We start from the raw sequence: 26,856 nt of genomic DNA, 5'->3' as shown, positions 1-26,856 counted from the left end.
CGATGGGTCGATCCGTGCGGCCACCGGCTACTCCTCAAGGTGGACACGGCAGGCCAGGGGCGCTCCCGGCCGGGAGCTGGGGGCACCCCGGCCGAAGGCTGGGGGAGCGTACCGTGTGGCCGATGAGCGGTGAGGCGACACGGTGGCGGGTGGCGGCGGAGCGCGCGCTGTACGGGCCCGGCGGGTTCTACGTGCGGCACGCCCCCGCCGCGCACTTCCGCACCGCGGTGCACGCCTCCCCGCTGTACGCGCGGGCCGTCGCCCGGCTGCTGGCGGGCGTCGACACCGCGCTGGGGCACCCCGAGGAGCTCGCCCTGGTGGACCTGGGCGCCGGACGCGGCGAGTTGACGGCCGGGGTCCTGGCGGCGCTGGAGGCACCGGTGGCGGCGCGCGTGGTGCCGTACGCGGTGGAGCGGGCGGCCCGGCCGGCCGGGCTCGACGCCCGGGTGCGCTGGTGCGCCCAGCCGCCGCGCGGGGTGCGCGGGCTGCTGTTCGCGAACGAGTGGCTGGACAACGTCCCGGTGGAGGTGGCCGAGGTCGACGGGGACGGCGTCCCCCGGTACGTGCTGGTCGCCCCCGACGGCCGGGAACGGCTCGGCGACCCGGTGACCGGCCCGGACGCCGACTGGCTGGCCCGCTGGTGGCCGCTGCCGCCGGAACCGGGGCTGCGCGCCGAACCGGGCGGGCCGCGCGACGCCGCCTGGGCGGCCGCCGTGGGCACCCTCGCCGACGGCCTGGCGGTGGCGGCCGACTACGGACACACCGCCGCGACCCGCCCGCCGCTGGGCTCCCTCACCGGGTTCCGGGACGGGCGCGAGGTGCCGCCGGTGCCGGACGGCGGCTGCGATCTGACCGCCCATGTGGCACTGGACGCCTGCGCCGCCGCCACCGCGCCGGGCGGCGCCCCGTCCTGGCGGCTGACCCAGCGCACGGCGCTGCACCGTCTCGGGGTGCGCGGCGACCGGCCGCCGCTCGCGCTGGCCGCCACCGACCCGGCCGGGTACGTACGCGCCCTGGCGCTGGCCGGACAGGCGGCGGAGCTGACCGATCCCGGCGGGCTCGGCGGCTTCGGCTGGCTGCTGTCGGCGGCCGGCCCAGGCGGAGTGGCGGCGGCCCGGCTACTTGTCGATGTCGCCGACGACGAAGAAGAACGAGCCCAGGATCGCCACCATGTCGGCCACCAGGGTGCCGGGGAGTAGCCGGCTGAGCGCCTGGATGTTGTTGAAGGAGGCGGAGCGCAGCTTCAGCCGGTACGGGGTGCGCTCGCCGCGCGAGACCAGGTAGTAGCCGTTGAGGCCCAGCGGGTTCTCGGTCCAGGCGTAGGTGGCGCCCTCGGGGGCCTTGAGGACCTTGGGCAGCCGCTGGTTGACGGGGCCCGGCGGCAGTTCGGCGAGCCGGTCCAGGCAGGCGTCGGCCAGCTCCAGGGAGTTCTTGGTCTGCTCCAGCAGCACCTCGAAGCGGGCGAGGCTGTCCCCGGCGGTGCGGGTGCTCACCCTCAGCACGTCCCCCAGCTCCCCGTACGCCAGGTACGGCTCGTCGCGGCGCAGGTCGAAGTCGACGCCGCTGGCGCGGGCGATGGGGCCCGAGATCCCGTAGGCGTGGGCGGTCTCCGGGGCCAGTACGCCGATGCCGCGGGTGCGGGCCCGGAAGACCTCGTTGCCCAGGATCAGGCCGTCCAGCCGGTCCATGCCGCCGCGTACCGCCGCGACCGCCTGCCGGGCCCGCCCGGTCCAGCCGGCCGGCAGGTCCTCCTTGAGGCCGCCGACCCGGTTGAACATGTAGTGCATCCGTCCGCCGGACGCCTCCTCCATCACGTGCTGGAGGGATTCGCGCTCGGTGAAGGCGTAGAACATGGGGGTGATGCCGCCCAGCTCCAGCGGATAGGAGCCGAGGAACATCAGATGGTTGAGCACCCGGTTCAGCTCGGCGAGCAGGGTGCGCAGCCACACGGCCCGCTCGGGGACCTCCATGCCCAGCATCCGCTCGACGGCCAGCACCACGCCCAGCTCGTTGGAGAACGCGGACAGCCAGTCGTGGCGGTTGGCCAGCACGATGATCTGCCGGTAGTCGCGCGCCTCGAAGAGCTTCTCCGCGCCCCGGTGCATGTAGCCGATCACCGGTTCGGCCGCCGAGATCCGTTCCCCGTCGAGCACCAGGCGCAGCCGCAGCACGCCGTGGGTGGAGGGATGCTGAGGACCGATGTTGAGCACCATGTCGGTGGACTCGGCGGCGCCGCCGACCCCGACCATCGTCTCCGTCATGGCGACAGTCTGACAGCTCACCCGGACAGCCCACCACGATCAGTGAGCGCGCTCTAAGCTTTTGGCATGGACGAGGTAGGGGAAGAGGCCGCCTGGCACGGGGTACGGCCGGGACTGCTGACCATGCGGCGGCTGGTACTGGCACTGTGGCTGGGCCCGCTGGTACTGGCCGCGGCCGTCATTCCGGCGCTGCTCGGGGCGCCGGTGTGGTCGCTGCCCGCGCTGGCGCCGCTGCTGCTGGGCGCGTGGGGGTGGCGGGCGCTGGGGCGCAATTTCCGCTCCTGGCGCTACCAGGAACGGGACGACGATCTGCTGATCAGCCGGGGCGTGCTGTGGCGGCAGCTGACGGTGGTGCCCTACGGCCGGATGCAGCTCGTCGAGGTCACCTCCGGACCGCTGGACCGCAAGTTCGACCTGGCCAGACTTCAGCTGCACACCGCGGCGGCCGCCAGCGACGCCACCATCCCGGGCCTCGAACCGGCCGAGGCGGAACGGCTGCGCGACCGGCTCACCGCGCTCGGCGAAGCCCGGTCGGCGGGACTGTGAACACGAACGGGGTGACCATGACCGCGGACCCGACGGCCCCGCCCACCGAGCCCTCGCTGGAGAACGACGGCAAGCGTCTGCACCCCGTCACCCCCTGGCGGCGGGCCTGGGCCCCCCTGGCCGGGCTGTTCGCGGTCGGTCTCAACAACGCCGAGAACATCCGCTCCTGGACCACCTCCCTGGGCCTGGGCTGGCTCGCCGCCCTGCTGGTCGCCCTCATGCTGTGCGGCGCCGGCTACGGCTTCCTGTCCTGGCGCGTCACCCGCTACCTCGTCACCGACACCGAACTGCGCATCCGTACCGGTCTGCTGTTCCGCCGCACCGCGCACCTGCGGCTGGACCGCATCCAGTCCATCGACGTCACCCGCCCGCTGCTCGCCCGCGCCGTCGGCGTCGCCAAGCTCAAGATGGACGTGGTCGGCTCCGGCGACTCCGACGAACTCGCCTACCTCGGGGAGTCCGAGGCCACCGCGCTGCGCGCCGAACTCCTCGCCCGCGCGGCCGGCATCGACCCGCTCGCCGCGCCCAGCGCCGGAGAGGCCCCGGCCCGCCAGGTGGCGGCCGTGCCGACGCCGGTGCTGGCCAAGGCCCTCGCCCTGGAGTCCCTCAGCGGCGGCTGGGCCCTGCTGCTGGTCGCCGGGATCGCCCTGCCCGTGACGCTGTACGTGCTGGGGGCGGGCCTGTTCGTCGCGCTCACCGTCGCGCTGCCGATGCTGGCCGGCGTGTGGGGCGGCACCCTGGGCCGCTTCCTCACCCAGTACGGCTGGACCGTCAGCGAGTCCCCGGACGGGCTCCGGCTGGACCACGGGCTGCTCCAGCGCGACCACGCCACCGTGCCGCCCGGCCGGGTGCAGTCGGTGCGCATCGTCGAACCGCTGCTGTGGCGCCGCCAGGGCTGGGTGCGGGTGGAACTGTCGGTGGCCGGTGAGGGCAACGAGAGCGGGCTGCTCGTCCCGGTCGCCGGCCGCGCGCAGGCGGGTGAGCTGATCGGGCGGATCCTGCCCGAGGTCGACATCGACAAGACGATGGCGTCCATCACGGCCGTGCCGCGGCGCTCGCGCTGGGCGGTCCCGGTGTGGCGGCACGGGTACGGGCACGGGGTGACCGACGCCGTGTTCGTGGCCCGCGCGGGACGGCTGAGCCGCCGCTACACGCTGGTGCCGCACGCCAAGGTGCAGAGCGTACGGATGACCCAGGGGCCGTGGGAGCAGCGGCTCGGGCTGGCCGACATCCATGTCGATCACGGCGCCAACGGGACGGCCACCGCCCGGCTGCGGGACGCGGCCGAGGCGGCCCGGGAGGTCGCCGCGCAGGCGGACCGCTCCCGGCTGGGGCGGCGCAACGCCGCCCCGGAGCGCTGGCTGACGCGCTGACGGCCGCCGGCCGGGCCGGTGGTGCGGCCGGGCGAAGGGGCGGCGGGCGGTGGTGCGGCGCCGCGCCACCGCCCGTCAGATCACCGTGCCGCCACCGCCGTCGTCCGGCTGCTGCTCCTCGTCGCCCTCGTCCTCCTCCTGGTCGATGAGGACCGGCGAGCCGTGATGCGACCACAGCTTCCACTCGCCCTCACCGCCCTCGGCGCGGCGGAAGAGGTTGGTGGCCACCACCAGGCCGCCCACCAGCGGCCCGGCGCTGCCGTCCTCCTCGGCGGGCCCGCCGCTGAGGATGTTCTCGGTGCAGGTCACCAGGGCCGTGTCGCCCATCACGGAGACCTCGACATCGGTGAGGAAGAACTGGATGTACTCGGTGTTCGCCATGATCAGCGCGTAGGAGCGCAGCACCTCCCCGCGGCCGGTGATCACCGGCCAGCCCGGATGGATGACGCTGATCTCCTCGGCGTCGATCCAGCGGTCCGCCATGGCGTCCAGATCGCCCTGCTCCAGCGCGTCGTACAGCGCGGTGTTGGCGGCTTCCACCGCTTCGATGTCCGTCCGGGTACCACTCATGTATGGGCCGTATCCCCTTCCGTTCCGGCGTGCACGTGCGTCGCGTCCTCGACGGCCTGGGCCACCCGGACCGCGTCCGCGCTGGCTCGTACCTCGTGTACCCGCACTGCCCATGCCCCCACACGGGCCGCGAGCGCCGAGATGGCGGCGGTGGCGTGATCCCGCTCGGCGGCGGGCGGCGGAGTACCCCCGGGGCCGGCCAGCACCCGGCCGAGGAACCGCTTGCGGGAGGCCGCCACCAGCAGCGGCCACTCCAGTTTCCGGCGCAGCCGGTCAAGGCCCGCCACCAGGGCCAGATCGTGCTCGGCCCGCTTGGCGAAGCCGAGCCCGGGATCGGCGATGATACGGGCCGGGTCGATGCCTCCGGCGACGGCACGCTCGATGGACGCGCGCAGTTCGGCGACGACCTCGCCGGTGACGTCCGTGTACCGGGCGCGGTCGTTCATGTCGATGCTCTGGCCGCGCCAGTGCATGACGACGAACGGGACGCGGGCGTCGGCGACCGCGGGCACCATCCGGGCGTCGGCGCGGCCCCCGCTGACGTCGTTGACGATCCGGGCCCCGGCGGCGATCGACTGCTCGGCGACCGAGGCGCGCATGGTGTCGACGCTCACGATCACCCCCTCGGCGGCCAGTTCGCGCACCACGGGCAGCACCCGGCGCAGTTCCTCGGCCTCGTCCACCCGGGTGGCGCCGGGGCGGGTGGACTCGCCCCCGACATCGACGAGATCGGCTCCGGCGGCCACCAGGTCGAGTCCGTGCTTGACGGCCGTCTCCGGGTCGAACCAGCGCCCGCCGTCGGAGAAGGAATCGGGCGTCACGTTGACGACCCCCATGACCGCACACCGATTCCACTCCGGCAACCCGGCCACCCGACGACGCATCTCAGCCATGCCTCCACCCTAGGGCTACCGCTGATCCCCGCACCCCGCCCGGTCCGGCCGGGGGCGCGGCGGGCGGCGGCGGGCGGCGGCGACCCCGGCCCGGCGGCGCCCCGGACCTCGTGATGGGGTGGCGGCGGAGCTTAGCCGTCGCGGTGCGCGGGTAGCCGCCGCTGACAAGGGCTGTCACCATCCGCAGGTAGATTCGAATGTGCCGGCGGCAACACGCCGGTGCACGACCGGGAGAAGGGAGCAGACCATGGATCGCATCACGCTCAGCGGGCTGCGGGTCAGGGGGTTCCACGGTGTGCTCCCGCACGAACGGGAGGGGGGCCAGTGGTTCACGGTTGACCTCACACTGGGCCTGGACACCCGTCCCGCCGCGGCGACCGACGATCTGGCGAAGACCGTGGACTACGGCATGGTGGCCCAGGAGATCACCGCCGTCGTCGCCGGCGAGCCCGTCGATCTTCTGGAGACGCTCGCCCAGCGGATCGCCGATCGTTGCCTCGCGTTCAGCCCGGTGCGCGAGGCAGAGGTGACCCTCCACAAACCGCAGGCGCCGATCACCGTTCCCTTCGACGACGTGACCATCACCATCAAGCGGAGCCGAGCATGACCCCCAGCAATGCCGCGTCCACTCCCGACCCGACCGTCCAGCCGGTGCCCGCCTCCGTGGTGCAGCAGGTCGACGCCGCCGACACCACCCTGCACAACCCCAAACGCGCCGTCCTCTCCCTCGGCAGCAACCTCGGCAACCGCCTGGAGACCCTCCAGGGCGCCATCGACGCGCTGGAGGACACCCCGGGGCTGCGGGTGAAAGCCGTCTCCCCGGTGTACGAGACCGAGCCGTGGGGGGTGCCCACCGGCAGCCAGTCCACGTACTTCAACGCGGTGATCGTCGTGAAGACGACGCTCCCGCCGTCCTCGCTCCTGGAGCGCGCGCACGCCATCGAGGAGGCCTTCGAGCGCGTACGCGACGAGCGCTGGGGTCCGCGCACCATCGACGTGGACATCGTCGCCTACCAGGGCGTCATCTCGCGGGACCCGGATCTGACCCTGCCGCATCCGCGGGCCCACGAGCGCGCCTTCGTCCTGGTGCCGTGGCACGATGTCGATCCGGCGGCCGAAGTGCCGGGGCACGGCCCGGTCGCCGATCTTCTGTCGGCGCTGCCGGAGCAGGGCATCACCGCGCGCGCCGACCTGAAGCTGGCCCTGCCCGACTGAGCGGGGCGAGCACGGAACAGCTGACGGACGAGGGGCACGCACAGCGGTGAATCAACTGCGGATCAGAAATCTGGCCGGTCTGTTCGCCGCCGCGTTCGCCTTCGGCTGGGCCGGGGCCGGGCTGTGGGACGCGCTGGGCACGCTGCCCGCGGTCCCGCTGCTCGCCCCGGTCGTCCTGGCGCTGATCGCCGCCGTCCTGCTGGCGACCGCGCTGTCCCTGCGCACCCGGCTGCGGGCGCAGCGCACCTGGGGGCACCGCCCGGCCGAAGGCTGGGGGAGCCGGGAGGGCGCCCGCCCGGTGGAGCCGCTCATGGCGGCCCGCGCGGTGGTCTTCGGCCAGGCGAGCGCGCTCGTCTCGTCCCTGGTGGCCGGGTTGTACGGGGGCTTCGGACTGTTCCTGCTGCTGGAGCGGATGGAGGTCCCCAACCGCCGCGAACAGGCCCTGTACGCGGGCCTGTCCGTCATCGCGGGCGTCGCGGTGTGCGCCGCCGCCCTGTACCTGGAACGGGTGTGCAAGCTCCCGGACGGCAACGGCGACGACGACCACCGCGACCGGCGCGGACCGATGGGCTCCCCCATCTGATCCGCCGCGCCGGACAGGCCCTACGCCTCCACGGCCGCCGATTCCTGCACCGAGCGCCGCAGCGCCGCGTGCAGGCTCGCCGGGGTGAGCACGCCCAGGAACCGGTCACCGTCCAGCACGGCGATCCACCCCGCGTCGTACTGGAGCATCGTGGCGAACGCCTGCTTCAGCGAGGCGCCCACCGGCAGCCACGCCTCCATCCGCCGGGCCCGCCCGGCGACGGTGCCCTCCGGCTGCGGTCCCGTGCCCTCCGGCGGTATCGGCACCCAGCCGTGCAGCGCGTCGTGCTCGTCCAGCACCACGGCCCAGCGGGCGCCCTCGGCCCGCATCCGGTCGCAGGCCAGCGCCATCGGATCGGCCAGATGGACCACCGGCGGCTGCTCCAGATCGGCGGTCTCCACGGGGGTCACCGACAGGCGCTTCAGCCCCCGGTCGCTGCCCACGAAGGAGGCCACATAGTCGTTGGCGGGCGCGCCGAGCACCGTGGCCGGGGTGTCGAACTGTTCGACCCGCCCCTGCCCGAACACCGCGATCCGGTCCCCGAGCCGTACCGCCTCCTCGATGTCGTGCGTCACGAACAGCACGGTTTTGCGCACCTCGGCCTGCAGCCGCAGGAATTCGTTCTGGAGGTGCTCGCGCACCACCGGGTCCACCGCGCCGAAGGGCTCGTCCATGAGCAGCACCGGCGGGTCGGCGGCCAGCGCCCGTGCCACGCCGACCCGCTGCCGCTGCCCGCCGGAGAGCTGGTCGGGGTAGCGGCCGCCGTACACGGCCGGGTCCAGGCCGACCAGTTCCAGCAGTTCGGCGGCGCGCCGCCGGGCCGCCGTGCGGCGCTCGCCCAGCAGGACGGGGACGGTGGCGGTGTTGTCGAGCACCGTCTTGTGCGGGAAGAGGCCGACCTGCTGGATGACGTAGCCGATCCGGCGCCGCAGCCGCACCGGGTCGTGGCCGGCGATGTCCTCACCGTTCAGCAGCACCCGTCCGGAGGTGGGTACCTCCAGCCGGTTGACCATCTTCATGGTGGTGGTCTTGCCGCACCCCGACGGCCCGACGAGGGTGACCAGTTCGCCCTCCGCCACCTCCAGACACAGGTCGTCCACCGCGAGGGTGCCGTCCGGGTAGCGCTTGGTGACGTGGTCGAAGAGCAGCATGTTCATGAGTTTGTCAGGTTTACCGCCTAGGGTCATGGACATGAGTGCGAATAGCTGTCTGGTGGCGAACGACTGGATCTGCGGGGAGTACGTACGCACCCGCGGCCAGGAGCTGACCGACGCCACCGTGCAGCACCTCGCCATCACGGCCTCCGCGATCGCCATCGCCGTCGCGGTCGCCTTCCCGCTCGCCCTGCTGGCCCGCCGCTGGCGGCCGGCGGCCGGCTCACTCCTGGGGCTGACCACCGTCCTGTACACCATCCCCTCGCTCGCCATGTACGCGCTGCTGCTGCCCTTCTTCGGCCTGTCGATGTCGGTCGTGGTGTGCGGCCTGGTGCTGTACTCGCTGACCGTGCTGGTGCGCAACATGCTCACCGGGCTGCGCTCGGTCCCCGCCGAGGTACGGGAGGCGGCGCTCGGCATGGGGTACGGGCGCGGCCGGCTGCTGCTCACCGTCGAACTGCCGCTGGCCCTGCCCGCCGTCATGGCCGGGATAAGGATCGCCACCGTCTCCGCCGTCTCCCTGACCACCGTCGGCGCCATCGTCGGCCACGGCGGGCTCGGCAACCTCATCTACAGCGGCATGCAGAGCTACTTCAAGGCCGAGGTGCTCACCGCCTCCGTGCTGTGCGTCCTGCTCGCCGTCACCGCCGATCTGCTGCTGCTCGGCGTCCAGCGGGCCCTCACCCCCTGGTCGCGGGCCGCCGCCGGCCCGTCGAAGGGCGCTGTCGCGTGAACGCCATGACCGGGGCCTGGAGCTGGCTCACCACCGCGGCGCACTGGAGCGGCGACGGCGGCATCACCCAGCGGCTGGGCGAGCACCTGTATCTCACCGCCCTCGCCCTGCTGGCCGCCTGCGCCATCGCGCTGCCGCTCGCCATGTGGCTGGGCCACGGCGGCGGCCGCCGGATCGGCGGGGCGGTGGCCATCAACATCTCCAACGTCGGCCGCGCCGTGCCCACCTTCGCCGTGCTGGTGCTGCTCACCCTCACCCCGCTCGCCCGCTACGGCGAACTCCCCACCCTCATCGCGCTGGTGCTGTTCGCGGTGCCCCCGCTGCTCACCAACGCCTACGTGGGGATCGCCGGCACCGACCGGGACATCGTGCAGGCCGCGCGCGGCATGGGCATGTCGCGCGGCCAGGTCCTGGCCCGGGTGGAACTCCCGCTCGCCTTCCCCCTGCTGATGACCGGGGTGCGCACCGCCGCCGTCCAGATCGTGGCCACCGCCACCCTGGCCGCGCTGCCCGGCGGCGGCGGTCTCGGCCGCATCATCACCGCCGGCTTCGCCACCTACCGCACCTCCCAGGTGGTGGCGGGCGCCATCCTCGTCGCGCTGCTGGCGCTCACCGTCGAAGGGCTGATGGCACTGCTCCAGCGGCTGCTCGACCCCCGCTCGCCCCGGCGCCGCCGCACCAGCGCGGCCCCGGCCGGTGGGCGGGAGTCCCCGGACGTCCCGCCGGAGCCGGCTCCCGCCGCTCCGGCACCGGCCGCGGCGGGCGCCTCCCTGACGAAGACGTCCCCGGGCAACCGTCCGGCCCCGGGCCGGGCACCATCCACCGTCGAAGGGCAAGACACGTGACCGCGACCACCCCCCGTACCCCCCTGCGCCGGCTGCTGGGCGCCACCTGCGGCAGCGCCGCGCTCGCCCTGGCCCTCACCGCGTGCGGCGGAGGGGACAGCCTGGAGTCGGAAGGCGGTGGCGGCGGGGACCAGGACGCCTCGCAGTCCGCCGACACCCTCACCATCGGCGGCGGCGACTTCACCGAGGCCACCATCATGGCCGAGCTGTACTCCCAGCTGCTCACGGACGCCGGCTACACCACCGAGGTCATCACGGTGCAGAGCCGCGAACTGTACGCGCCGGAGCTGGAGAAGGGCTCGATCGACATCGTGCCCGAATACGCCGCCACCCTGGCCGAGTTCCTCAACGCCCGGGTCAACGGCGAGGACGCCCCGCTGATCGCCTCCTCCGACCCGGTCGCCACCGTGGACGCGCTGCGCGAACTGGCCACCCCGCGCGGGCTGACCGTGCTGGAGCCGGGCGAGGCCGTCAACCAGAACGCCTTCGCCGTCACCCGGGAATTCGCCGAGGAACACGGGCTGAGCACCCTCTCCGACCTCGGTGCCTCCGGGCTGCCGATCAAGCTGGCGGCCGGCGATGAATGCTCCGAACGCCCGTTCTGCCAGCCGGGTCTTGAGGACGTCTACGGCATCGACATCACCGGCATAGACCCCAAGGGTGTCGGCACCGTCCAGGCCAAGCAGGCCGTCAAGGACGGCACCGACGACCTGGTGCTGGTCTCCACCACCGACGCCACCCTGGACGACTTCGGCCTGGTGCTGCTGGAGGACGACCAGAACCTGCAACTCGCCGACAATCTGCTGCCCGTGCTCCACTCCGGCATCGGCGACGACGAGAAGATCACCGCCGCCCTCAACCGCCTCACCGCAACCCTCACCACCGACGATCTGATCGAACTCAACCGCCAGGTGGACTCCGAGCGCCTCAAGGCGGTTGACGTGGCCGGGAGTTACCTGCACGACAAGGGGCTGCTGAGCCACTGAGCCCACCACAGCGGAATGTAACCACCTGAGAACGGTCCGCCGGGTGGGTCCCGGCAGCCCCGGGCGTCACGGTAAGTTTCGGGCATGGCACGTGGACGTCACCGCAACGCACCACTGCACCGGGTGCTGATTCCTGCCGCGCTGGGCGGCGCCGCCGTACTGAGCGCCGGCGCCGCCTGGTTCGTGGGCACCGGCAGCAGCGACGGCGCGATCGTCGTCCTGCGCTCCCTGACCGCGCTGGCCGCGGCCGCCGCCGTGAGCGCGGCCCTCCTGCTGCGCCGCTGGGACCTGGAGGCCGGACGCAAGGTCGCCCGCGAACGTGCCGCGAAGGCCGGTATCAGCTGGCAGATCGAGGAGAAGCAGGCCGAGCTGGAGGAGTCCCAGGAACTGGTCTCCACCCTGGAGGCCAAGGTCAGGGCCAAGCGCATCGAACTGGGCCGGCTCCGCTCCGAACACGCCGACCTGCTGCGCCGGTACGCCAACGCCGAGACCGAGCGGGCCAAGGCGCTGGAGGGCCGCCGGCAGCTGGCGCTGGAGGCGGCCGAGCCGGCCAAGGCGCTGCCCTCCCGGGCCACCGACCACCGCACCTCGGGCGGCGCGCCGTCGCAGCTGACCTACCTCCAGGCGTACGAGGCGCTCGGCAAGCTGTCGCGCAACGGCGCCCGTCAGGAGGAGAACCGGCAGCAGGAGAACCGGGAGCGGGAGCGGCAGCGCGAACCGCGGGAGGCCGGGGTGGCCGAGTCCCCCGGTACGGCCGACGCAGCGCCCGCCCGCCCCGTGCCGCCGGTGGCGGTGCCGCCGCAGGGGGCGCCTGCCGGCGCCGGCCGGGAGAGCACCGAGCCCGCCGGCGGGTTCGACTTCTTCGGCAAGCCGCGCACCGCCAAGCCCTGAGACGCCGCGGCGCGGCCGTTTCGTTCAAGGCCGGGCCACCGGCCGCTGGATAGCGTGACCGGCATGGAGTCGACACACCTCAGCATCCACATCGACCGCGCCGCCGACGAGGTCTACGCCTACGCGGCAGACCCGGTCAATCTGCCCGCCTGGGCCGCCGGACTCGGCGGTTCCATCGAACTGATCAAAGGCCGGTGGATCGCGACCTCCTCCCCCATGGGCCGGGTGGAGGTGGCCTTCGCCCCGCGCAACACGTTCGGTGTGCTCGACCACGAGGTGACCCTGCCGAGCGGCGAGACGGTCCTCAACCCGATGCGCGTGATCCCGGACGAGGAGGACACCTGCGAGGTGGTCTTCACCCTGCGCCGGCAGCCGGGCACCACCCCCGAGGACTTCCGCCGCGACGCCGGAAGGGTCGAGGCCGATCTGGCCACCCTCAAGGGCATCGTGGAACGCGGTTAGGCCGGCGCCGCCCCCCGGCCGCTCAGCGGGAGAGGATCAGGCTCATCGCCTCGGCACGGGTCGCCGCGTCCCGCAGCTGGCCGCGTACCGCCGAGGTGGTGGTCTTGGCGCCCGGCTTGCGGACCCCGCGCATCGTCATGCACATGTGCTCGCACTCCACGACCACGATCACCCCGCGCGGCTCCAGGATCCGCATGAGCGAGTCGGCGATCTGCGTGGTCAGGCGCTCCTGCACCTGCGGGCGGCGGGCGAAGACGTCCACCAGCCGGGCCAGCTTCGACAGCCCGGTGATCTTCCCGCTGGAGGACGGGATGTACCCGACGTGCGCCTTGCCCACGAACGGCACCAGGTGGTGCTCGCACGAGGACATCACCTCGATGTCCTTCACCAGCACCATCTCGTCGTGGCCCAGGTCGAAGGTGGTGGTCAGCACATCCTCCGGCTCCTGCCACAGCCCGGCGAATATCTCCCGGTAGGCCCGGGCCACCCGGGCCGGGGTGTCCCGCAGTCCCTCGCGGTCCGGGTCCTCACCGACCGCTATCAGCAGCTCACGGATGGCGTTCTCGGCGCGCTTCTCGTCGAACGTGCCCATCTGGCCCGCTTGCGCCGTCACCGGGTCCGTCATGTACTTCCCGCCTTGTTTCTGTCAGGCAATGCGGCTGATCGGCCCGAATGAACGGCCGTGCCCCCCAAGCCTAAGGCGTGGGGGGCACGGCCGGTACGACGTGGTGACCAGGTTCACTCGGTGCCGGGCCGCTCCCCCGGCTCGGTGCCGATGACCTTCTCCAGGGAGGTGGTGCCGTTCTCGCCGCTGCCGTTGGCCAGCTGCACGTTCTTCACCGGAACGGACACCGGAGGCCGGGTCGAGGGGGTGCGCCGGGCGGAGCCGGTCCACGCCGGGCGGGCCGGACGCTTGATGACCGGGCGGAAGATCTCCGCGAGCTCCTCCTTGTTGAGGGTCTCCTTCTCCAGCAGCTCCAGCACGAGGTTGTCGAGCACGTCCCGGTTCTCCACCAGGATCTCCCACGCCTCGTTGTGCGCGGTCTCGATCAGCTTCTTGACCTCCTCGTCCACCAGCCCGGCGACCTCCTCGGAGTAGTCGCGCTGGTGGGACATCTCCTTGCCCAGGAAGGGCTCGGACTGGTCGGAGCCGAACTTGATCGCGCCGAGCCGCTCGGTCATCCCGTACTGGGTGACCATGGAGCGCGCCGTGCCCGTCGCCTTCTCGATGTCGTCGCCCGCGCCGGTGGTCGGGTCGTGGAAGACCAGTTCCTCGGCGGCGCGACCGCCCATCATGTAGGCGAGCCGGTCCAGCATCTCGTTGCGCGTGGTGGAGTACTTGTCCTCCTCCGGCAGCACCATGGTGTAGCCCAGCGCCCGGCCGCGGGACAGGATCGTCACCTTGTGCACCGGGTCGCTGTTCGGAGAGGCCGCCGCGACCAGGGCGTGTCCGCCCTCGTGGTACGCGGTGATCATCTTCTCCTTGTCGCTCATGATGCGGGTGCGCTTCTGCGGACCGGCCACGACGCGGTCGATCGCCTCGTCGAGGAACTTGTTGTCGATCAGCTTGGCGTTGCCGCGGGCGGCCAGCAGCGCCGCCTCGTTGAGGACGTTGTTCAGATCGGCGCCGGTGAAGCCCGGGGTACGCCGGGCGACGGCCCCCAGGTCGACGTCCGGGGCGACCGGCTTGCCCTTCTGGTGAACCTTGAGGATCTCCAGACGGCCCTGCATGTCGGGACGGTCGACCGCGATCTGCCGGTCGAACCGGCCCGGCCGCAGCAGCGCCGGGTCGAGGATGTCGGGGCGGTTGGTGGCGGCGATCAGGATGACGCCGCCCTTGACGTCGAAGCCGTCCATCTCGACCAGCAGCTGGTTGAGGGTCTGCTCGCGCTCGTCGTGCCCGCCGCCCATGCCGGCACCGCGGTGCCGGCCGACGGCGTCGATCTCGTCGACGAAGACGATCGCCGGGGCGTTCGCCTTGGCCTGCTCGAACAGGTCACGGACCCGGGAGGCGCCGACACCCACGAACATCTCGACGAAGTCGGAGCCGGAGATCGAGTAGAACGGCACCCCGGCCTCGCCGGCCACGGCGCGCGCCAGCAGCGTCTTGCCGGTGCCGGGCGGGCCGTACAGCAGCACACCCTTGGGAATCTTGGCGCCGACGGCCTGGAACTTGCCCGGCTCCTGGAGGAACTCCTTGATCTCGTGGAGCTCCTCGACGGCCTCGTCCGAACCGGCCACGTCGGCGAAGGTGGTCTTCGGGGTGTCCTTGCTGATCAGCTTGGCCTTGGACTTCCCGAACTGCATGACCCGGGAGCCGCCGCCCTGCATCTGGTTCATCAGGAACAGGAAGACCACGATGATCAGCAGGAACGGCAGGATGGACAGCAGCATCCCGACGAACGGGTTCTGCGACTTCGGGGAGACGGTGTAGCCGCCCTCCAGGTCGCCGGCGGCGAGCTTGTCCTGGAGCGTGCCGGCCAGGTTCTCGCCCTGACCGTCGATGTAGTTGGCCTGGACCTTGGTCTTGCCCTCGATCTCCTGGCCGCTCTTCAGCTCGATCTTGATGGTCTGCTCGTCGCCGGTGGTGAGCTCGGCGGACTGGACGTGGTTCTGGGCGATCGCCTGGACGACCTTGCCCGTGTCCACCTTCTTGTAGCCCTCGGACGAGGTGAACACCTGCATCAGCAGAACCACGGCAAGGACGGCCAGTACGATCCACATCACTGGCCCACGGAAATAGCGCTTCACGTCTATTCACACGGGGCGGTGCGGCCCCGTCCCTCCTGCCATGTAGAGGCACAGCCCCCGGCTGGGATCCGCTGTGCGCGGCGGTGTCCTACGTCTCGTTCAACCGCGACCGTACCCCAAAGCGGCCCTCCGGCGGCGCCGGGGACAGTGGGATATGGCCGCTTGTCCATAAACACGCAACGCCGGACGGCCCCGATGCGTTCCGCGCGGTCCGCTCAGCCCTGGTAGACGTGCGGCGCGAGCGTACCGACAAAGGGGAGATTCCGGTACTTCTCGGCGTAGTCCAGGCCGTATCCCACCACGAATTCATTCGGGATGTCGAAGCCGACCCACTCCACCTCTATGTCGACCTTCGCCGCGTCGGGCTTGCGCAGCAGCGTCACCACCTTGAGCGACGCCGGCTCGCGCGAACCGAGGTTCGACAGCAGCCAGGACAGGGTCAGCCCCGAGTCGATGATGTCCTCGACGATCAGGACGTCCCGGCCCTTGATGTCCGCGTCCAGATCCTTGAGGATCCGCACCACCCCGGAGGACTGGGTGCCCGCGCCGTAGGAGGACACCGCCATCCAGTCCATGGTGACGGGTGAGGACAGGGCCCGGGCGAGGTCCGCCATGACCATCACCGCTCCCTTGAGCACCCCGACCAGGAGCAGGTCCTTGCCCGCGTACTCCGTGTCGATCTTCGCGGCCAGCTCCGCCAGCTTCGCGTCGATCTCTTCCTTGGTGATGAGCACCGACTCCAGGTCCGCGCCCATGTCCTTCTCGTGCACCCGCGTCACTCTCTGCCGCTTGCCGCTCTCAGCGGTCCGCCCGGTCTGCTCGGTCCGCCTGCCGGAGAACCAGTCTGCCACCCTGCCTCGCGACCTCCACGCGGCCGGGCAGGTTCAGGGGCCGCTGACCGTGCCAGTCGGTGATGAGCCGGTCGGTCTCCTCGATGTGCCGGGCGAAGAGCGAACCCGCCGGGGCGCCCGCCGCGACGGCCGCCCGGCGCAGCACCCGGCGGCGTACGGCCGGGGGCAGCGGGGCGAGCGCGGCGATGGCGAGGGTGCCGTCCTCGGCGGTGGCGGTGCCCTCGGCGTCGGCGGCCCACAGGTCGAGCGCGTCGGCGTCGTCGCGGGCGAGGGCGGCGGTGCGGGCCAGCGCCTCGACGACGCCGCGGCCCAGGGCCTTCTCCAGGATGGGCAGGGCCTCGTGGCGGACCCGGGAGCGGGTGTAGGACGGGTCGGTGTTGTGCGGGTCGTCCCACACGGGCAGGGACTGCACCAGGCAGGCCTTGCGGGTGGTCTGCCGGTCGATGCCCAGGAACGGGCGGCGGTAGCGGCCGGTGTGCCCCGCGGTGCCGCCGGAGACGGCGGCCATCCCGGACAGCGAGCGGACGCCGGAGCCGCGGGCGAGGCCGAGCAGTACGGTCTCGGCCTGGTCGTCGCGGGTGTGGCCCAGGAGCACGGCGGCGGCGTGGTGGCGGTCGGCGGCGGTGTCCAGGGCCCGGTAGCGAGCGGTGCGGGCGGCGGCCTCGGTGCCGCCGGAGCGGCCCACGGTCACGGCGGCGACGTCCACGGGGGTCAGGCCGAGAGCGGTGAGGCGGTCGGCGACTTCGGCGGCGCGGGCGGCGGAACCGTCCTGGAGGCCGTGGTCGACGGTGACGGCGCCGGCCCGCAGGCCGGCCCGGGGGGCCTCGAAGGCGAGCGCGGAGGCCAGGGCCATGGAGTCGGCGCCACCGGAGGCGGCGACCAGGACGAGCGGGGGGTGGTGCGGCGGATCGAGTGGGGAGGGGTCTGGGGCTTCGTGCAGCAGTTCGTGGAGCACACGGCGGACTGCCAGACGTATCGCCGCGACCGCGGGGTGGGGACCCATGTCCGAATCACTTCTTCCTGGGGAAGCTCGGGGGAGCTGGGGAGGGTGGGGGCTCGGGGAGCAATGTCACGCTGGGTGCGTAAATGGTGACAGAGGAGCCCTGGTACCCGAGCATCGCACGCCAACTATCGCCCGACGGTCCCTCGTACGAGTGATATCGGTGCGTATGCCTGCCGCCGGGCCCGCCGGTCCGCCACCGAGCCGGGCCGCCCGTGGCTCACCCCGCGGCGGGCCGTACCCGGGCCACCCACTTCTCCGGGTCGGTGATCTCCTCCTTGGTGGGGAGGGTGTTCGGCGAGGTCCACACCTTGTTGAAGCCGGTCATGCCGGCCTGCTCCACGACGGTGCGCACGAACCGCTCGCCCTCCTGGTACTGGCGCAGCTTGGCGTCCATGCCCAGCATCTTGCGCAGCGCCCGGTCCAGCCGCCCGGCGCCGGCGGCGCGGCGGCGGGTGAACTTCTCCCGGATCTCGGCGACGGAGGGCACGATGGCCGGCCCGACGCCGTCCATGACGTAGTCGGCGTGCCCCTCCAGCAGGGACATCACGGCGGTGAGCCGGTCCAGGATCTCGCGCTGGCGCGGGGTCTGCACGAGATCGACCAGGCCGCGCCCGCTGTCCGCCCCGGACTCGGGGGCCCGGCCGGTGACGGACTGGGCGGCCTGCCGGAAACGCTCCACCAGGGTGCCGGGGTCGACGTCGGACTCCTTGAGGAAGCCCTGGATCTCGCCCTCCATGTGGTCGCGCAGCCACGGCACGGCCGTGAACTGGGTGCGGTGGGTCTCCTCGTGCAGACACACCCACAGCCGGAAGTCGTGCGGCTTGACGGCGAGTTCGCGTTCGACCTGGACGATGTTGGGGGCGACCAGGAGCAGCCGGCCACCGCCGGGGCGGGCCGGGAGACCGGCGGTGGGCGGCGCGAAGGTCTCGTACTGGCCCAGCACCCGGGAGGACAGGAAGGACATCAGCATCCCGACCTCGACGCCGGTGACCTTGGAGCCGACGGCGGTCAGGGCCGCGCCGCCGGGGACGGCGGAGCGGCGTTCGCGCATCCGCACCATCACCGGGGAGAGCAGTTCGCGGAATCCGGCGACGTTGGCGCGGATCCAGCCGGGACGGTCCACGACCAGCACCGGGGTGTCGGCGGCCCCGTTGTCGAGGCCGGTGAAGCCGTTCACGTGCAGCTGGGCCGCCTCGGCGTGCCGGCGCAGCTCGGCGACGGCGGCGCGGGCCTCGTCGCGACTCACCTCGGGCCCCGGCCGCGTCATCCGGGCCGCCGTGGACACGGCGAGATTCCAGTCGACCAGATCCGTACCGCCACCGCCGAAACTCGTCATGCGCCCCACGGTACGGCGCCGCCCCCGGGACCGGTAGCCGCCGCCCGCCCCCTCCTGGCCCCCCTCACCGCCGTGGGGCGGGGCGGGGCGGGCCCGGAGGGGACTGCGCCGTACGGGGGACGGGCGGCCCCGCAGGGCCGGGAGCGGCCGGCTCGACGTCACCGGCCGGGGGTCCGTCCGGTGCCCCCGGCCTTCGGGCAGCGCGGCCCCGTGAGGGTCCGAAAGGGACGGCTGGGGCCTGTCTTCCGGATCTTCGTGGATCAGGCCGCGGCGTCGGACGCGGTGCGTCGCAAGGCACCGGATCGCAGCTCATACCTGGCCGTACTCGTGGGATGCGGTGATGCGGCGAGGTGCCGTGTATGGCGGCGCGGCCCCACGAAGGATCCGGAGGACAGGCCCTAACCGCAGTGGCAGGTCGCCAGGCCCGTCGCCGCCGCGTCCAGGGCGTTCTGGGCGGCGTTCGCGTCGAGTGTGTCGCCGGCCAGGAAGGCGAACGCCAGGACCCGGCCGTCGGCGGTGACGGCCGTGCCGGCCAGCGTGTTGACGCCGGTCAGCGTGCCGGTCTTGGCCCGGACCACACCCGCGCCGTCCCCACTGCCGCCCGCCACGTCCGATCCGGCCCCGTACCGGCCGGTCAGCGTGCCGGTGAAGCCCGCCACCGGCATCCCGGTCAGCGCGGGCCGCAGTTCGGGCCGCCGGGGGTCGGCCGCGGCCGTCAGCACACCGGTCAGCAACTGCGCGGTGACCACGCCCTCGCGGTCCAGGCCGCTGGCGTCCGCGATGCGTACCTGGTCCATCGGCAGTCCGAGCCCGGCGAGTTCGTCGGAGATCGCCCGGCCGACCCCGGCGAAGGTGACCGGCTGTCCCGCCTTGAGCGCCGTCGCCCGGCCCAGCGCCTCCGCCAGGTCGTTGTCGCTGTACGTCAGCATCCGCTCCACCAGGACCGACAGCGGCGCCGAGCGGTGCCGGCCCAGCCGTTCGGTGTCCTGGCCGCTCGCGGCGGCCGGCTCCCCCACGACCGTCACCCCCGCGGCCGACAGCGCGCCGGTGAAGGTGCGGACCGCGTCGGCGGCCGGGTCCGTGGAGCGTACGGTCGGGCCGTGCGTGGAGCCGTCCAGCCGGCCCTCGTTGACCTGGAGGGCGGTGAGCGCGGCGATGTTGTCGTTGAAGCCGATCGGGTGCAGTGCCTCGCCGCCGTCCCACAGCGAGAGGTCGTAGCCCACGCTCACCTCGCCGACGCCGCGCTCCGCCAGCGCCCGGGCCGTCTCCTCGGCGAGCGCCTGGTAGTCCTCGGCCATCACCGTCGGGTCGCCGCCGCCCACCAGCACCACCCGCCGGGCGGCCTCGTCCCAGCCGGTGGTGGTGGACAGCCGGTGGTCGGGGCCCAGGGCCTGGAGCGCCGCCACGGCGGTGACGAGCTTGACGGTGGAGGCGGGGGTCCTGCCGGTGTCGGGGCCGGAGGCGTACAGCACGGTGCCGTCCGCGATGTCGACCACCGAGACGGCGGCGCCGCCGCCCAGCGCCGCGTCGTTCAGGGGGGACAGGACCCCGCTCAGGTCGGTGACCGCGTCCGGGCCCGAGCCCGAGACGCGTTCGCCCAGCGGGTCCAGGACAGGCGGCGCGGAGGGCAGCCCGGCCACGATCTTCTCCAGGTCGGCGACCTCGCGTTCGGCGGCCAGCCCGGCGGCGGCCTGCCGTTCGGCCGTACGCTGTCCCGAGTCCCACGGTCCGGCCAGCGCGACGGTCAGCGCGGCGGCTGCCAGACCCGCGACTCCGGCCGCGGTGACCAGCCGCCGGGTGGGCGCGCCCAGCACCACATGCACCGCTCTTGACCACCGCACCGGCACAGCGACCAGCCCCTTTCGCGAGCACACACTTGCGTGAGGGAAACTTAACCCCTGTAGCCAGCACAGATCGCTTAAGGAGCCCCCTGTGGAGTTCGACGTCACCATCGAGATTCCGAAGGGTTCTCGGAACAAGTACGAGGTCGACCACAAGACCGGCCGCATCCGCCTGGACCGGCACCTGTTCACCTCGACCGTCTACCCGGCGGACTACGGCTTCGTCGAGGGCACCCTCGGCGAGGACGGGGACCCGCTGGACGCCCTGGTGCTGCTGGACGAGCCGACGTTCCCCGGCTGCCTGATCCAGTGCCGCGCCATCGGCATGTTCCGGATGACCGACGAGGCGGGCGGCGACGACAAGCTGCTGTGCGTGCCCTCGGCCGACCCCCGGATGGAGCACCTGCGGGACATCCACCACGTCAGCGAGTTCGACCGCCTGGAGATCCAGCACTTCTTCGAGGTGTACAAGGACCTGGAGCCCGGCAAGTCCGTCGAGGGCGCCAACTGGGTGGGCCGGGTCGAGGCGGAGGCCGAGATCGAGCGTTCGTACAAGCGCCTCGCGGAGCAGGGCGGCGAGCACTGAGCGGCTAGAACCCGCGCGTCCGCTTGGCTCCCCGCCTGCCCAGCGGGGACAGCGGAGTGGTCTGGCCCGGCGTCTTGATGAAGAGCCGGGCCATTTCGCTGCCCAGATTCACCCCGATGGCGATCGCGAGCGCCAGCGAGACCGCCAGCAGCAGGTTCTGGATGCCGGTGTCGACTTGGCCCTGCGCGAAGCCGAGCAGCCCCAGGTAGACGGCGGAGCCCGGCAGCAGCGGCCCGATGGCGGCCGTGACGTAGGGCAGCGAGGACGTAAACCGGTACCGCGACTGCAACTGCCCGAACAGGCCGACGAGTCCGGCCGCCACGGCGGTGGCCGCGAACGGCGACAGGCCACCGGTGTCCCGCATCGCGCCGTAGATCAGCCAGGCGATCCCGCCGTTGACGGTGGCGGCGAGCACGGTGGAGCGCTCCTGCTGGAGGAGGACGCAGAAGGTCAGGGACAGCAGCAGCGCGGCGCACAGCTGGATGACGGGCCGGCTGTGCCGTACCACCACCTCGGGCTCCAGGCTGACGCCGGACACCTCGCCCAGGTACAGCACCGCGAGCACCCCGCACACGATGCCGACGATCAGATAGACCACTTCGAGGAGGCGGGCGGAGGCGGTCAGGTAATAGCCCGTCAGCCCGTCCTGCACGCCGGCCACCAGGGCCCGTCCCGGGATCAGCGCGAACAGGCCGCCGGTGATGATGGCGGCCGCCTGGATCTTCCCGGCGGCGTTGTCGTGCCCGGCCGCCCATCCCACCCCCATCAGGGCGGGGGCCATGGCGGCGGCCACGAACTGGTAGAACTCCGGCAGTCCGCGCCCCGACGCCAGCCACGCCAGCCGGTCGCCCAGCATGGCGCCGACCATCGCCAGCAGGAAGACGACCCAGTTGCCGCCCACCAGGGTGGAGGCGGCGCCCGCCAGCAGTCCGCTGGCGAAGGTCAGCTGCCACTTGGTGTACGGGTGCCGGTTGCGCCGGATGGTCGCCAGCCGGCCGTACGACTCCTCCATCGTGACCTCGCCGGAGGAGATGTCGTCGATGAGCCGGAAGACGGCCGCCAGCCGGGTGTAGTCGGTGCCCCGGCGGCGCACGGTGCGGCTGAGCGTGAACGGCGGGTCCACCAGCGAGGGCTGATAGCTGATCGAGATGAGGGTGAAGGTGACGGTGGCGTCGCAGCGGTCCAGGCCGTACGCGTGGGCGACCGCGAACATCGCCGTCTCCACGTCCTCGGCGCCCTCGCCGCCCGCCAGCAGCAGTTCGCCGATGCGCAGCGTCAGATCCAGCACCCGGGGCACGGCCGGCTGCTCGCCCGCCTCCTCGTCGGCGCGGGCCGGCGGCAGCTCCGGGGTGATGCGCTCGGTGGTGGGGGCGGCGCGCACGATGGACCGCATCCGGTCCTGCCACAGGATCCCGGGCGCGGCGCGGCGCAGCGTCACGGGCAGCTGAGCCGTACCGGTGGGCGGGGTGGCCCCGCCGGGGGTGCGGAACTCGCTGCGCTCCTCGACGGGCGCGCTGGTGGTGAGGCCCTCGGGGACGGTGAACCCGGAAGCCTCCTCCTCTTCCGGCTCGGCCGCGGGCGGCCTGGCCAGGCCCTCGGGGAGCGCGAACTCGGAGGTGGGGTGGTCGTCGGCCTCGGGCACCGGCTGCGGGTGGGCGTAGCCTTCGGGGCGCAGCACGGGGATCAGCTGCGGGGTGGTCAGACGCCGTGGATCGCCTTCGCCACCCTCGCCGTCCTCGCCGAATCGTTTGTGCTCGCCGGCCACTCCGCTGCTCTCCTCGCCTCCCGGAATTGTGGGGTTGGCCCCACTGAGGGACCCACGATGCGAAGCATAGGATGTTCCTCACCGCAACGCCTCAAGAGCGCCCCAGGGCGCCTTCCGCCATGCCCGGCGTATACCGAGAGTGGAGATTCATGGCGAAGCAAGCCAGCAGCAGCCGTGTGGCCGATGCCTTCAAAGGTTCCCTGGTCGGAGCGTCGGAGGCGTTGCCAGGGATCAGCGGGGGCACCGTCGCGCTGATCGTCGGCGTCTACGAACGGCTGATCGCCGGGGCGAGCCATGTGACGAGCGCGATACGTCTGGGCATCGCGGACGTGCCGCGCGGGCAGGGTCTGCGCCGGGCCGGTGCCGAGTTCCGGCAGGCCGACTGGCGGATGATCGTGCCGCTGATGATCGGCATGGTGGCGGGCCTGCTGCTGTCCAGCGCGCTGCTGGCGCCGCTGGTGACGGACCACAAGCAGTACGCGTACGCCGTGTTCTTCGGCCTGGTGCTGGCCTCGCTGTGGGTGCCGTTCAGCGGCTCGGGGCGGCACTGGGGGCTGCGCGAGTGGCCGCTGGCTCTGGTGGGCGCGGGCGCCGCGTTCTGGCTGACCTCGCTGTCGGCCTCGGTGTCGCCGGACAACATGCTGGTGGTGTTCTTCTCCGGCGCGATCGCGGTCTCCGCGCTGATCCTGCCGGGGCTCTCCGGGTCGTTCCTGCTGCTGGCGCTCGGCATGTACGAGCCGACGATCGAGGCGCTGAACGAGCGTGACTTCGGCTATCTCGGTGTCTTCATGGGCGGACTGCTCGTCGGTCTGGCGCTCATTGTGAAGGTGCTGCGCTGGCTGCTGGAGAACTTCCACCGGGTGACGCTGGTCGTGCTCACCGGTGTGATGGCGGGCGCGCTGCGGGCGCTGTGGCCCTGGCAGGGTGAGGACGAGCACGACACCTCGCTGTACGCGCCCACCGAGGGTGTGCCGCTGACGCTGGCGCTGGGGCTGGCCGGTTTCGTGGTGGTGGCCACGGTGCTGGTGATCGGTCACCGCAAGGAGCGGGCGGCCGCGGCGGCCGGGGACGGGCACGACGACGGGGACGGCAACCCGCCGCCCGCGCAGCGGGGGCGGCGGCGGCACGCGCGGGTGTGACGACGGAGCGGACCGTGGTGGCGGCCCTGCCCCCGACGGGGCGGGGCCGCCACCTTTTTCGTGCGCGGGGCCGCTCCGGCGTGCGCCGGGTGGGCGGCGACCGGTCCGGGCGGGCAGCTGATGACCGCTGCCCCCGTGCGTCCGGTCACCGCCCGGACGGTCGGCTCAGGCCAGGGGAGACCCGAGCAGCGGTTCCGTGCGCAGCGGGACGGCGAGCCGGTTGAGGGCGTTGATCAGGGCCACCTGGAGTACCAGGTGGCCCAGTTCCTCCTCGGCGGGGAAGCGGGCGCGCAGATCGGCCCACTGGGCGTCGCCGACGTGCTCGCAGCGGGTGACGGCCTCGGCGTAGGCCAGCGCGGCACGCTCACGCTCGTCGTACAGGGGCGACTCGTGCCAGGCGGCCAGGTGGTGCAGCCGCTGCTCGCTCTCGCCGTCCCGGCGGGCCTGGGTGGTGTGCATGTCGATGCAGAACAGGCAGCCGTTGAGTTGCGAGACACGGATCTTGACGAGTTCGCAGAGCGCGTTGTCGAGCGGGCTGTCGTGCACCGCGCGCTGGCTGCGGATGAGCGCTTGGTAGGACGCCGGGGCGGCCTCGGCGATGTTCAGACGGGTCATGGGTCGGTGCTCCCTCGCTGCTGGGTGGTGCTGTCGGCAGGGAGACGGGGCGGGTCCCGCGGATGTGACGGTGACGGCGGTCACAGTCCGGGGGGCAGGTGGCGGAGTTTGTCCGGGTTGAGGAGCCGGTGCAGGACGGTGATGCGGCCGTCCTCGACGCTCAGGGTGTCCACGCAGAGGGGACGCCCGGCGTGGACGACGAGCAGGGCGGGTTCGCCGCCCGCCTCGATGGGGCGGAAGGCGCGCGTTTCGCCGCCGAACCGGCGGCGTGCGACGCGTAGCAGCACCTCGGCGATCCGGGTGCCGCCGGTGATGGGTTTGCGGGCGGCGTGCACCTGGCCGCCGCCGTCGGTGAGGTAGACGGCGTCGGGGTGCAGCAGCCGTACGAGGGCGGGCAGGTCCCCGTTCTCGCAGGCGGACCGGAACGCGGCCAGGACGCGGGCGTGTTCGGCGCGGTCGGCCGTGACCTGCCGCTCGCGGGCGGCGGCGATCCGGCGCCGGGCGCGGGAGGCGTGCTGCCGGGCGGCGGCCGGGGTGCCGCCCAGGACGGGGGCGATCTCGGCGAAGGCGAGCCCGAAGGCGTCGTGCAGGACCAGGGCCACCCGCTCGGAGGGGGTCAGCTCCTCCATGACGAGGAGCACGGCGGTGGACACCAGCTCGTCCAGCAGCACCGGTTCGGCGGCGTCGGGACCGGTCAGCAGCGGCTCGGGCAGCCACGGGCCGACATAGGTCTCGCGGCGGGCGCGGGCCGAGCGCAGTTCGTCGTAGGACCGCCGGGCGGCCACGGTCACCAGCCACGCGCGCAGGTCCCGCACCTGCGACAGATCGGCGCGGTGGGCGCGCAGCCAGACCTCCTGCACGATGTCCTCGGCGTCCGCGACGCTCCCCAGGATCCGGTAGGCGGCCCCGAACACCGCCGCCCGGTGCTCGGCCCACACGGCGCTGTCCAGGAGGCTCGGCATCGCCCCACGGTAGCGTCACAGCGGTTTCCGGGGCGGCGGGTGGCGGGTGGCCGGCGCCGACCGCCCGGCCGGTCCCCGCGCCGTGGGAGCCTGTTCCTGTGATGGAGGAGAAGGTACGGCGATGGGTACGGGCCGACTTCGGGGTGGGCCTTGTCTCCTTGGAGGACGTGGCGGGCGGCGCCGATGAGAACGCCCGGCTGTGGCGCGGGCGTACGGAGGAGGGCGCGGCGTACGCGGTCAAGCTGAGCGGCGGTGGTTCCACCGCGGGGCTGAGCGTGGCCGGGCTGCTGGCGGCGCAGGAGGTGCCGGGGGTGCCGGGGCCGCTGCCCGCCCGGCGCGGCGGGTGGTGGAGCCTGCGCACCGGGCGCCGGCTGTCGGTGGTGCCGTGGATCGGCGGCACCCCGGTGCTGGAGGGCCCGATGGGTGCCGGGCACTGGCGGGCGTTCGGCCGGCTGCTGGCGCGGGTGCACGCGGCTCCGGTGCCGCCGGGGATGCGCCCGGCGCAGAGCCACCGGCCGATGGCGGACGCCGTACGGGCGCTGGAGCGCTGGCTGTTGCCCGCGTCCGGGGCCGCGCCGGCTCCGGCCGGCGATCCTCTGGTGCGAGGGCTGGCCGACGCCTGGCGGGAGGGGTCGGGGCGGCTGGCCGCACTGGTGGCCCGGGCCGGCGCGCTGCGTCCCGCGGCCACCGACCCGGCCGCGCCCGGGGTGATCTGCCACGGCGATCCGCATCTGGGCAACGTGCTGCTCGGGGACGGTGACCGGGTCTGGCTGATCGACTGGGACGACGCGGTGTGCGCGGCGCCCGAACAGGACCTGCTGTTCGTGCTGGGCGGGGTGCTGCCCTTCGCGCAGGTGACGGACGAACAGCGCACGTGGTTCTTCGAGGGGTACGGCCCGGCCGACCTCGACGCGGACCGGCTGACGTACTACCGCTGTGTACGTGCCCTGGAGGACGTGGCGGTCCCAGCCGCCCAGGTGCTGGACCGCGAGGGGCTGCCGGAGGGCGAGCGCGCCGGGGCGCTGGAGATCGTCCGCAGCGTGCTGTCGCCCACCGGCCTGCTGGACCAGGCGCTGTCCTCCCCGGGTCAGGTGTCGTACAGGCCGTCCCAGGGTGCGGAGAATCCCAGCCGGTCGGGGTAGAGCTCGACCCATTCCCGGTCCTCCTCCACCACGAGGCCGAACAACTGCCCCTCGTGGTGGACGGAGAACGGGCCTATCGCGATGTCCGCGAACCGGCGCCCGGGCAGCGCCGCCAGCCAGTCGCCGAGCCGGGTCAGCCCGTCAGCCGCGGTACAGGTGGCCTCGATCCGGGAGGAACGGTGCCGGCCGGCCCCGTCGAACAGGTGGAGCACGGCGTACCAGCGCCTCTCCTGCTCGTCGAGGGTCGCGGTGACGGAGGCGAAGAACTGTCCGTGCTGGTAGTGGCCGATGGTGTCGGTGCGGTGGCCGGGCTCGTGCTGGATGGGGATGACCGCGGGGATCGTCATACGTCC

The 26,856-nt window shown here is 72.9% G+C and carries 28 protein-coding genes; 14 read left to right on the top strand and 14 right to left on the bottom strand.

All coding sequences use genetic code 11. From position 1 onward, the window contains the following. Positions 1-122 precede the first annotated feature (122 nt). A complete protein-coding gene (locus H7827_RS16875) occupies positions 123-1,199 on the top strand; it encodes an SAM-dependent methyltransferase (protein ID WP_432746243.1) in 1,077 nt (358 codons plus the stop codon). Here H7827_RS16875 and H7827_RS16870 read toward each other — a convergent pair. Beyond that, entirely contained in the window at positions 1,119-2,261 is a 1,143-nt protein-coding gene (locus H7827_RS16870) for an NADH-quinone oxidoreductase subunit D (RefSeq protein ID WP_200366350.1), read from the bottom strand. The two genes, H7827_RS16875 and H7827_RS16870, sit on opposite strands and share 81 nt — an antisense overlap. Before the next feature lie 66 nt (positions 2,262-2,327). Between H7827_RS16870 and H7827_RS16865 the strand changes: the two genes are divergently transcribed. Both H7827_RS16865 and H7827_RS16860 read left to right on the top strand, forming a co-directional pair. Continuing rightward, complete coding sequence (locus tag H7827_RS16865; protein WP_386540034.1) at positions 2,328-2,807, top strand: PH domain-containing protein; 480 nt, start codon at positions 2,328-2,330, stop codon at positions 2,805-2,807. Positions 2,808-2,824: 17 nt separating this feature from the next. Beyond that, positions 2,825-4,180 carry a PH domain-containing protein gene (locus H7827_RS16860; protein WP_432746240.1) on the top strand — a complete coding sequence of 452 codons (1,356 nt, stop codon included), beginning with the start codon at positions 2,825-2,827 and terminating at the stop codon, positions 4,178-4,180. A 75-nt stretch (positions 4,181-4,255) separates the two neighbouring features. Here H7827_RS16860 and H7827_RS16855 read toward each other — a convergent pair whose 3' ends face one another. Together H7827_RS16855 and folP are read right to left on the bottom strand one after the other, a co-directional pair. Further along, on the bottom strand, positions 4,256-4,750 hold the full coding sequence (locus tag H7827_RS16855) for a nuclear transport factor 2 family protein (RefSeq protein WP_030734978.1): 495 nt from the start codon (positions 4,748-4,750) through the stop codon (positions 4,256-4,258). Beyond that, positions 4,747-5,643: a dihydropteroate synthase gene (folP, locus tag H7827_RS16850; protein ID WP_432746238.1), complete on the bottom strand. Its 897-nt coding sequence runs from the start codon at positions 5,641-5,643 to the stop codon at positions 4,747-4,749. Before folP ends, H7827_RS16855 begins: the two co-directional genes overlap by 4 nt. 247 nt (positions 5,644-5,890) lie before the next feature. Here folP and folB point away from each other — a divergent pair, with 247 nt between their 5' ends. From folB to H7827_RS16835, 3 genes are read left to right on the top strand one after another with little or no spacing between them, the layout of a single operon-like run. Continuing rightward, positions 5,891-6,250, top strand: a complete 360-nt coding sequence (gene folB / locus H7827_RS16845) for a dihydroneopterin aldolase (protein WP_386540029.1) — start codon at positions 5,891-5,893, stop codon at positions 6,248-6,250. After that, complete coding sequence (gene folK, locus H7827_RS16840) at positions 6,247-6,858, top strand: 2-amino-4-hydroxy-6-hydroxymethyldihydropteridine diphosphokinase (RefSeq protein ID WP_386540027.1); 612 nt, start codon at positions 6,247-6,249, stop codon at positions 6,856-6,858. The genes folB and folK overlap by 4 nt, the downstream gene beginning before the upstream one ends. 46 nt (positions 6,859-6,904) lie before the next feature. Beyond that, positions 6,905-7,441, top strand: a complete 537-nt coding sequence (locus H7827_RS16835) for a DUF3180 domain-containing protein (RefSeq protein WP_432746235.1) — start codon at positions 6,905-6,907, stop codon at positions 7,439-7,441. A gap of 20 nt (positions 7,442-7,461) precedes the next feature. Here H7827_RS16835 and H7827_RS16830 read toward each other — a convergent pair whose 3' ends face one another. Next, positions 7,462-8,592 (bottom strand): ABC transporter ATP-binding protein, encoded by a 1,131-nt coding sequence (locus tag H7827_RS16830; RefSeq protein ID WP_432746233.1) that lies wholly within the window; start codon positions 8,590-8,592, stop codon positions 7,462-7,464. A 40-nt stretch (positions 8,593-8,632) separates the two neighbouring features. Here H7827_RS16830 and H7827_RS16825 point away from each other — a divergent pair, with 40 nt between their 5' ends. From H7827_RS16825 to H7827_RS16805, 5 genes are all read left to right on the top strand, one after another. Then, the gene (locus tag H7827_RS16825; RefSeq protein WP_200366341.1) at positions 8,633-9,328 is read left to right on the top strand and encodes an ABC transporter permease; all 696 of its coding nucleotides are present in this window, start codon (positions 8,633-8,635) and stop codon (positions 9,326-9,328) included. After that, positions 9,325-10,173 (top strand): ABC transporter permease, encoded by an 849-nt coding sequence (locus H7827_RS16820; RefSeq protein ID WP_432746231.1) that lies wholly within the window; start codon positions 9,325-9,327, stop codon positions 10,171-10,173. Before H7827_RS16825 ends, H7827_RS16820 begins: the two co-directional genes overlap by 4 nt. After that, positions 10,170-11,159, top strand: a complete 990-nt coding sequence (locus H7827_RS16815) for an ABC transporter substrate-binding protein (RefSeq protein WP_432746229.1) — start codon at positions 10,170-10,172, stop codon at positions 11,157-11,159. The genes H7827_RS16820 and H7827_RS16815 overlap by 4 nt, the downstream gene beginning before the upstream one ends. An 84-nt stretch (positions 11,160-11,243) precedes the next feature. Then, entirely contained in the window at positions 11,244-12,050 is an 807-nt protein-coding gene (locus H7827_RS16810; RefSeq protein ID WP_432746227.1) for a hypothetical protein, read from the top strand. Between the two features lie 63 nt (positions 12,051-12,113). Then, positions 12,114-12,512, top strand: coding sequence for an SRPBCC family protein (locus H7827_RS16805; RefSeq protein WP_432746225.1), 399 nt, complete (start codon positions 12,114-12,116; stop codon positions 12,510-12,512). Positions 12,513-12,534: 22 nt separating this feature from the next. On the opposite strand, the gene folE is transcribed toward H7827_RS16805, so the two are convergent. The 6 genes from folE to dacB all read right to left on the bottom strand — a co-directional run bounded on the left by folE (position 12,535) and on the right by dacB (position 20,294). Next, a complete protein-coding gene (gene folE, locus H7827_RS16800) occupies positions 12,535-13,137 on the bottom strand; it encodes a GTP cyclohydrolase I FolE (RefSeq protein ID WP_030735010.1) in 603 nt (200 codons plus the stop codon). A gap of 113 nt (positions 13,138-13,250) precedes the next feature. Continuing rightward, the gene (gene ftsH / locus H7827_RS16795) at positions 13,251-15,269 is read right to left on the bottom strand and encodes an ATP-dependent zinc metalloprotease FtsH (protein WP_432747994.1); all 2,019 of its coding nucleotides are present in this window, start codon (positions 15,267-15,269) and stop codon (positions 13,251-13,253) included. 209 nt (positions 15,270-15,478) lie between these two features. After that, positions 15,479-16,018, bottom strand: a complete 540-nt coding sequence (gene hpt, locus H7827_RS16790) for a hypoxanthine phosphoribosyltransferase (protein WP_030735016.1) — start codon at positions 16,016-16,018, stop codon at positions 15,479-15,481. 43 nt (positions 16,019-16,061) lie between these two features. After that, positions 16,062-17,117: a tRNA lysidine(34) synthetase TilS gene (gene tilS, locus H7827_RS16785; RefSeq protein WP_200366333.1), complete on the bottom strand. Its 1,056-nt coding sequence runs from the start codon at positions 17,115-17,117 to the stop codon at positions 16,062-16,064. Between the two features lie 217 nt (positions 17,118-17,334). After that, the gene (locus H7827_RS16780) at positions 17,335-18,453 is read right to left on the bottom strand and encodes a zinc-dependent metalloprotease (protein WP_030735022.1); all 1,119 of its coding nucleotides are present in this window, start codon (positions 18,451-18,453) and stop codon (positions 17,335-17,337) included. A gap of 398 nt (positions 18,454-18,851) precedes the next feature. Then, a complete protein-coding gene (gene dacB / locus H7827_RS16775; protein WP_432746222.1) occupies positions 18,852-20,294 on the bottom strand; it encodes a D-alanyl-D-alanine carboxypeptidase/D-alanyl-D-alanine endopeptidase in 1,443 nt (480 codons plus the stop codon). A 91-nt stretch (positions 20,295-20,385) separates the two neighbouring features. Between dacB and H7827_RS16770 the strand changes: the two genes are divergently transcribed. Further along, positions 20,386-20,880, top strand: coding sequence for an inorganic diphosphatase (locus H7827_RS16770; protein ID WP_030735028.1), 495 nt, complete (start codon positions 20,386-20,388; stop codon positions 20,878-20,880). A gap of 4 nt (positions 20,881-20,884) precedes the next feature. On the opposite strand, the gene H7827_RS16765 is transcribed toward H7827_RS16770, so the two are convergent. Continuing rightward, on the bottom strand, positions 20,885-22,645 hold the full coding sequence (locus tag H7827_RS16765; protein ID WP_200366327.1) for a threonine/serine ThrE exporter family protein: 1,761 nt from the start codon (positions 22,643-22,645) through the stop codon (positions 20,885-20,887). A gap of 149 nt (positions 22,646-22,794) precedes the next feature. Here H7827_RS16765 and H7827_RS16760 point away from each other — a divergent pair, with 149 nt between their 5' ends. Beyond that, positions 22,795-23,784: a DUF368 domain-containing protein gene (locus tag H7827_RS16760; protein WP_432746219.1), complete on the top strand. Its 990-nt coding sequence runs from the start codon at positions 22,795-22,797 to the stop codon at positions 23,782-23,784. A 165-nt stretch (positions 23,785-23,949) separates the two neighbouring features. On the opposite strand, the gene H7827_RS16755 is transcribed toward H7827_RS16760, so the two are convergent. After that, positions 23,950-24,399 carry a carboxymuconolactone decarboxylase family protein gene (locus tag H7827_RS16755; protein WP_386532142.1) on the bottom strand — a complete coding sequence of 150 codons (450 nt, stop codon included), beginning with the start codon at positions 24,397-24,399 and terminating at the stop codon, positions 23,950-23,952. An 80-nt stretch (positions 24,400-24,479) separates the two neighbouring features. After that, positions 24,480-25,361 (bottom strand): RNA polymerase sigma factor SigJ, encoded by an 882-nt coding sequence (gene sigJ, locus H7827_RS16750; RefSeq protein WP_432746217.1) that lies wholly within the window; start codon positions 25,359-25,361, stop codon positions 24,480-24,482. 101 nt (positions 25,362-25,462) lie between these two features. On the opposite strand from sigJ, the gene H7827_RS16745 reads away from it, so the two are divergent. Then, positions 25,463-26,503, top strand: a complete 1,041-nt coding sequence (locus H7827_RS16745) for a phosphotransferase enzyme family protein (protein WP_432746215.1) — start codon at positions 25,463-25,465, stop codon at positions 26,501-26,503. Here H7827_RS16745 and H7827_RS16740 read toward each other — a convergent pair. Then, complete coding sequence (locus tag H7827_RS16740) at positions 26,449-26,850, bottom strand: hypothetical protein (RefSeq protein WP_030735046.1); 402 nt, start codon at positions 26,848-26,850, stop codon at positions 26,449-26,451. The two genes, H7827_RS16745 and H7827_RS16740, sit on opposite strands and share 55 nt — an antisense overlap. Between the last annotated feature and the right edge of the window lie 6 nt (positions 26,851-26,856).

The sequence above is a fragment of the Streptomyces sp. JH002 genome (assembly GCF_050916115.1).
GTDB classification, from domain to species: domain Bacteria; phylum Actinomycetota; class Actinomycetes; order Streptomycetales; family Streptomycetaceae; genus Streptomyces; species Streptomyces xiamenensis.
The sequence above is the reverse complement of the archived record's forward strand: the minus strand, read 5'-3'. Positions and strand labels throughout refer to the sequence as shown.

Coding starts and splice junctions, on each gene's coding strand:
- H7827_RS16875 (WP_432746243.1), top strand. CDS start 123: ATGAGCGGTGAGGCGACACGGTGGCGGGTGGCGGCGGAGCGCGCGCTG.
- H7827_RS16870 (WP_200366350.1), bottom strand. CDS start 2,261: ATGACGGAGACGATGGTCGGGGTCGGCGGCGCCGCCGAGTCCACCGAC.
- H7827_RS16865 (WP_386540034.1), top strand. CDS start 2,328: ATGGACGAGGTAGGGGAAGAGGCCGCCTGGCACGGGGTACGGCCGGGA.
- H7827_RS16860 (WP_432746240.1), top strand. CDS start 2,825: ATGACCGCGGACCCGACGGCCCCGCCCACCGAGCCCTCGCTGGAGAAC.
- H7827_RS16855 (WP_030734978.1), bottom strand. CDS start 4,750: ATGAGTGGTACCCGGACGGACATCGAAGCGGTGGAAGCCGCCAACACC.
- folP (WP_432746238.1), bottom strand. CDS start 5,643: ATGGCTGAGATGCGTCGTCGGGTGGCCGGGTTGCCGGAGTGGAATCGG.
- folB (WP_386540029.1), top strand. CDS start 5,891: ATGGATCGCATCACGCTCAGCGGGCTGCGGGTCAGGGGGTTCCACGGT.
- folK (WP_386540027.1), top strand. CDS start 6,247: ATGACCCCCAGCAATGCCGCGTCCACTCCCGACCCGACCGTCCAGCCG.
- H7827_RS16830 (WP_432746233.1), bottom strand. CDS start 8,592: ATGCTGCTCTTCGACCACGTCACCAAGCGCTACCCGGACGGCACCCTC.
- H7827_RS16825 (WP_200366341.1), top strand. CDS start 8,633: ATGAGTGCGAATAGCTGTCTGGTGGCGAACGACTGGATCTGCGGGGAG.
- H7827_RS16810 (WP_432746227.1), top strand. CDS start 11,244: ATGGCACGTGGACGTCACCGCAACGCACCACTGCACCGGGTGCTGATT.
- H7827_RS16805 (WP_432746225.1), top strand. CDS start 12,114: ATGGAGTCGACACACCTCAGCATCCACATCGACCGCGCCGCCGACGAG.
- folE (WP_030735010.1), bottom strand. CDS start 13,137: ATGACGGACCCGGTGACGGCGCAAGCGGGCCAGATGGGCACGTTCGAC.
- hpt (WP_030735016.1), bottom strand. CDS start 16,018: ATGGGCGCGGACCTGGAGTCGGTGCTCATCACCAAGGAAGAGATCGAC.
- tilS (WP_200366333.1), bottom strand. CDS start 17,117: ATGGGTCCCCACCCCGCGGTCGCGGCGATACGTCTGGCAGTCCGCCGT.
- H7827_RS16780 (WP_030735022.1), bottom strand. CDS start 18,453: ATGACGAGTTTCGGCGGTGGCGGTACGGATCTGGTCGACTGGAATCTC.
- H7827_RS16760 (WP_432746219.1), top strand. CDS start 22,795: ATGGCGAAGCAAGCCAGCAGCAGCCGTGTGGCCGATGCCTTCAAAGGT.
- H7827_RS16755 (WP_386532142.1), bottom strand. CDS start 24,399: ATGACCCGTCTGAACATCGCCGAGGCCGCCCCGGCGTCCTACCAAGCG.
- sigJ (WP_432746217.1), bottom strand. CDS start 25,361: ATGCCGAGCCTCCTGGACAGCGCCGTGTGGGCCGAGCACCGGGCGGCG.
- H7827_RS16745 (WP_432746215.1), top strand. CDS start 25,463: ATGGAGGAGAAGGTACGGCGATGGGTACGGGCCGACTTCGGGGTGGGC.
- H7827_RS16740 (WP_030735046.1), bottom strand. CDS start 26,850: ATGACGATCCCCGCGGTCATCCCCATCCAGCACGAGCCCGGCCACCGC.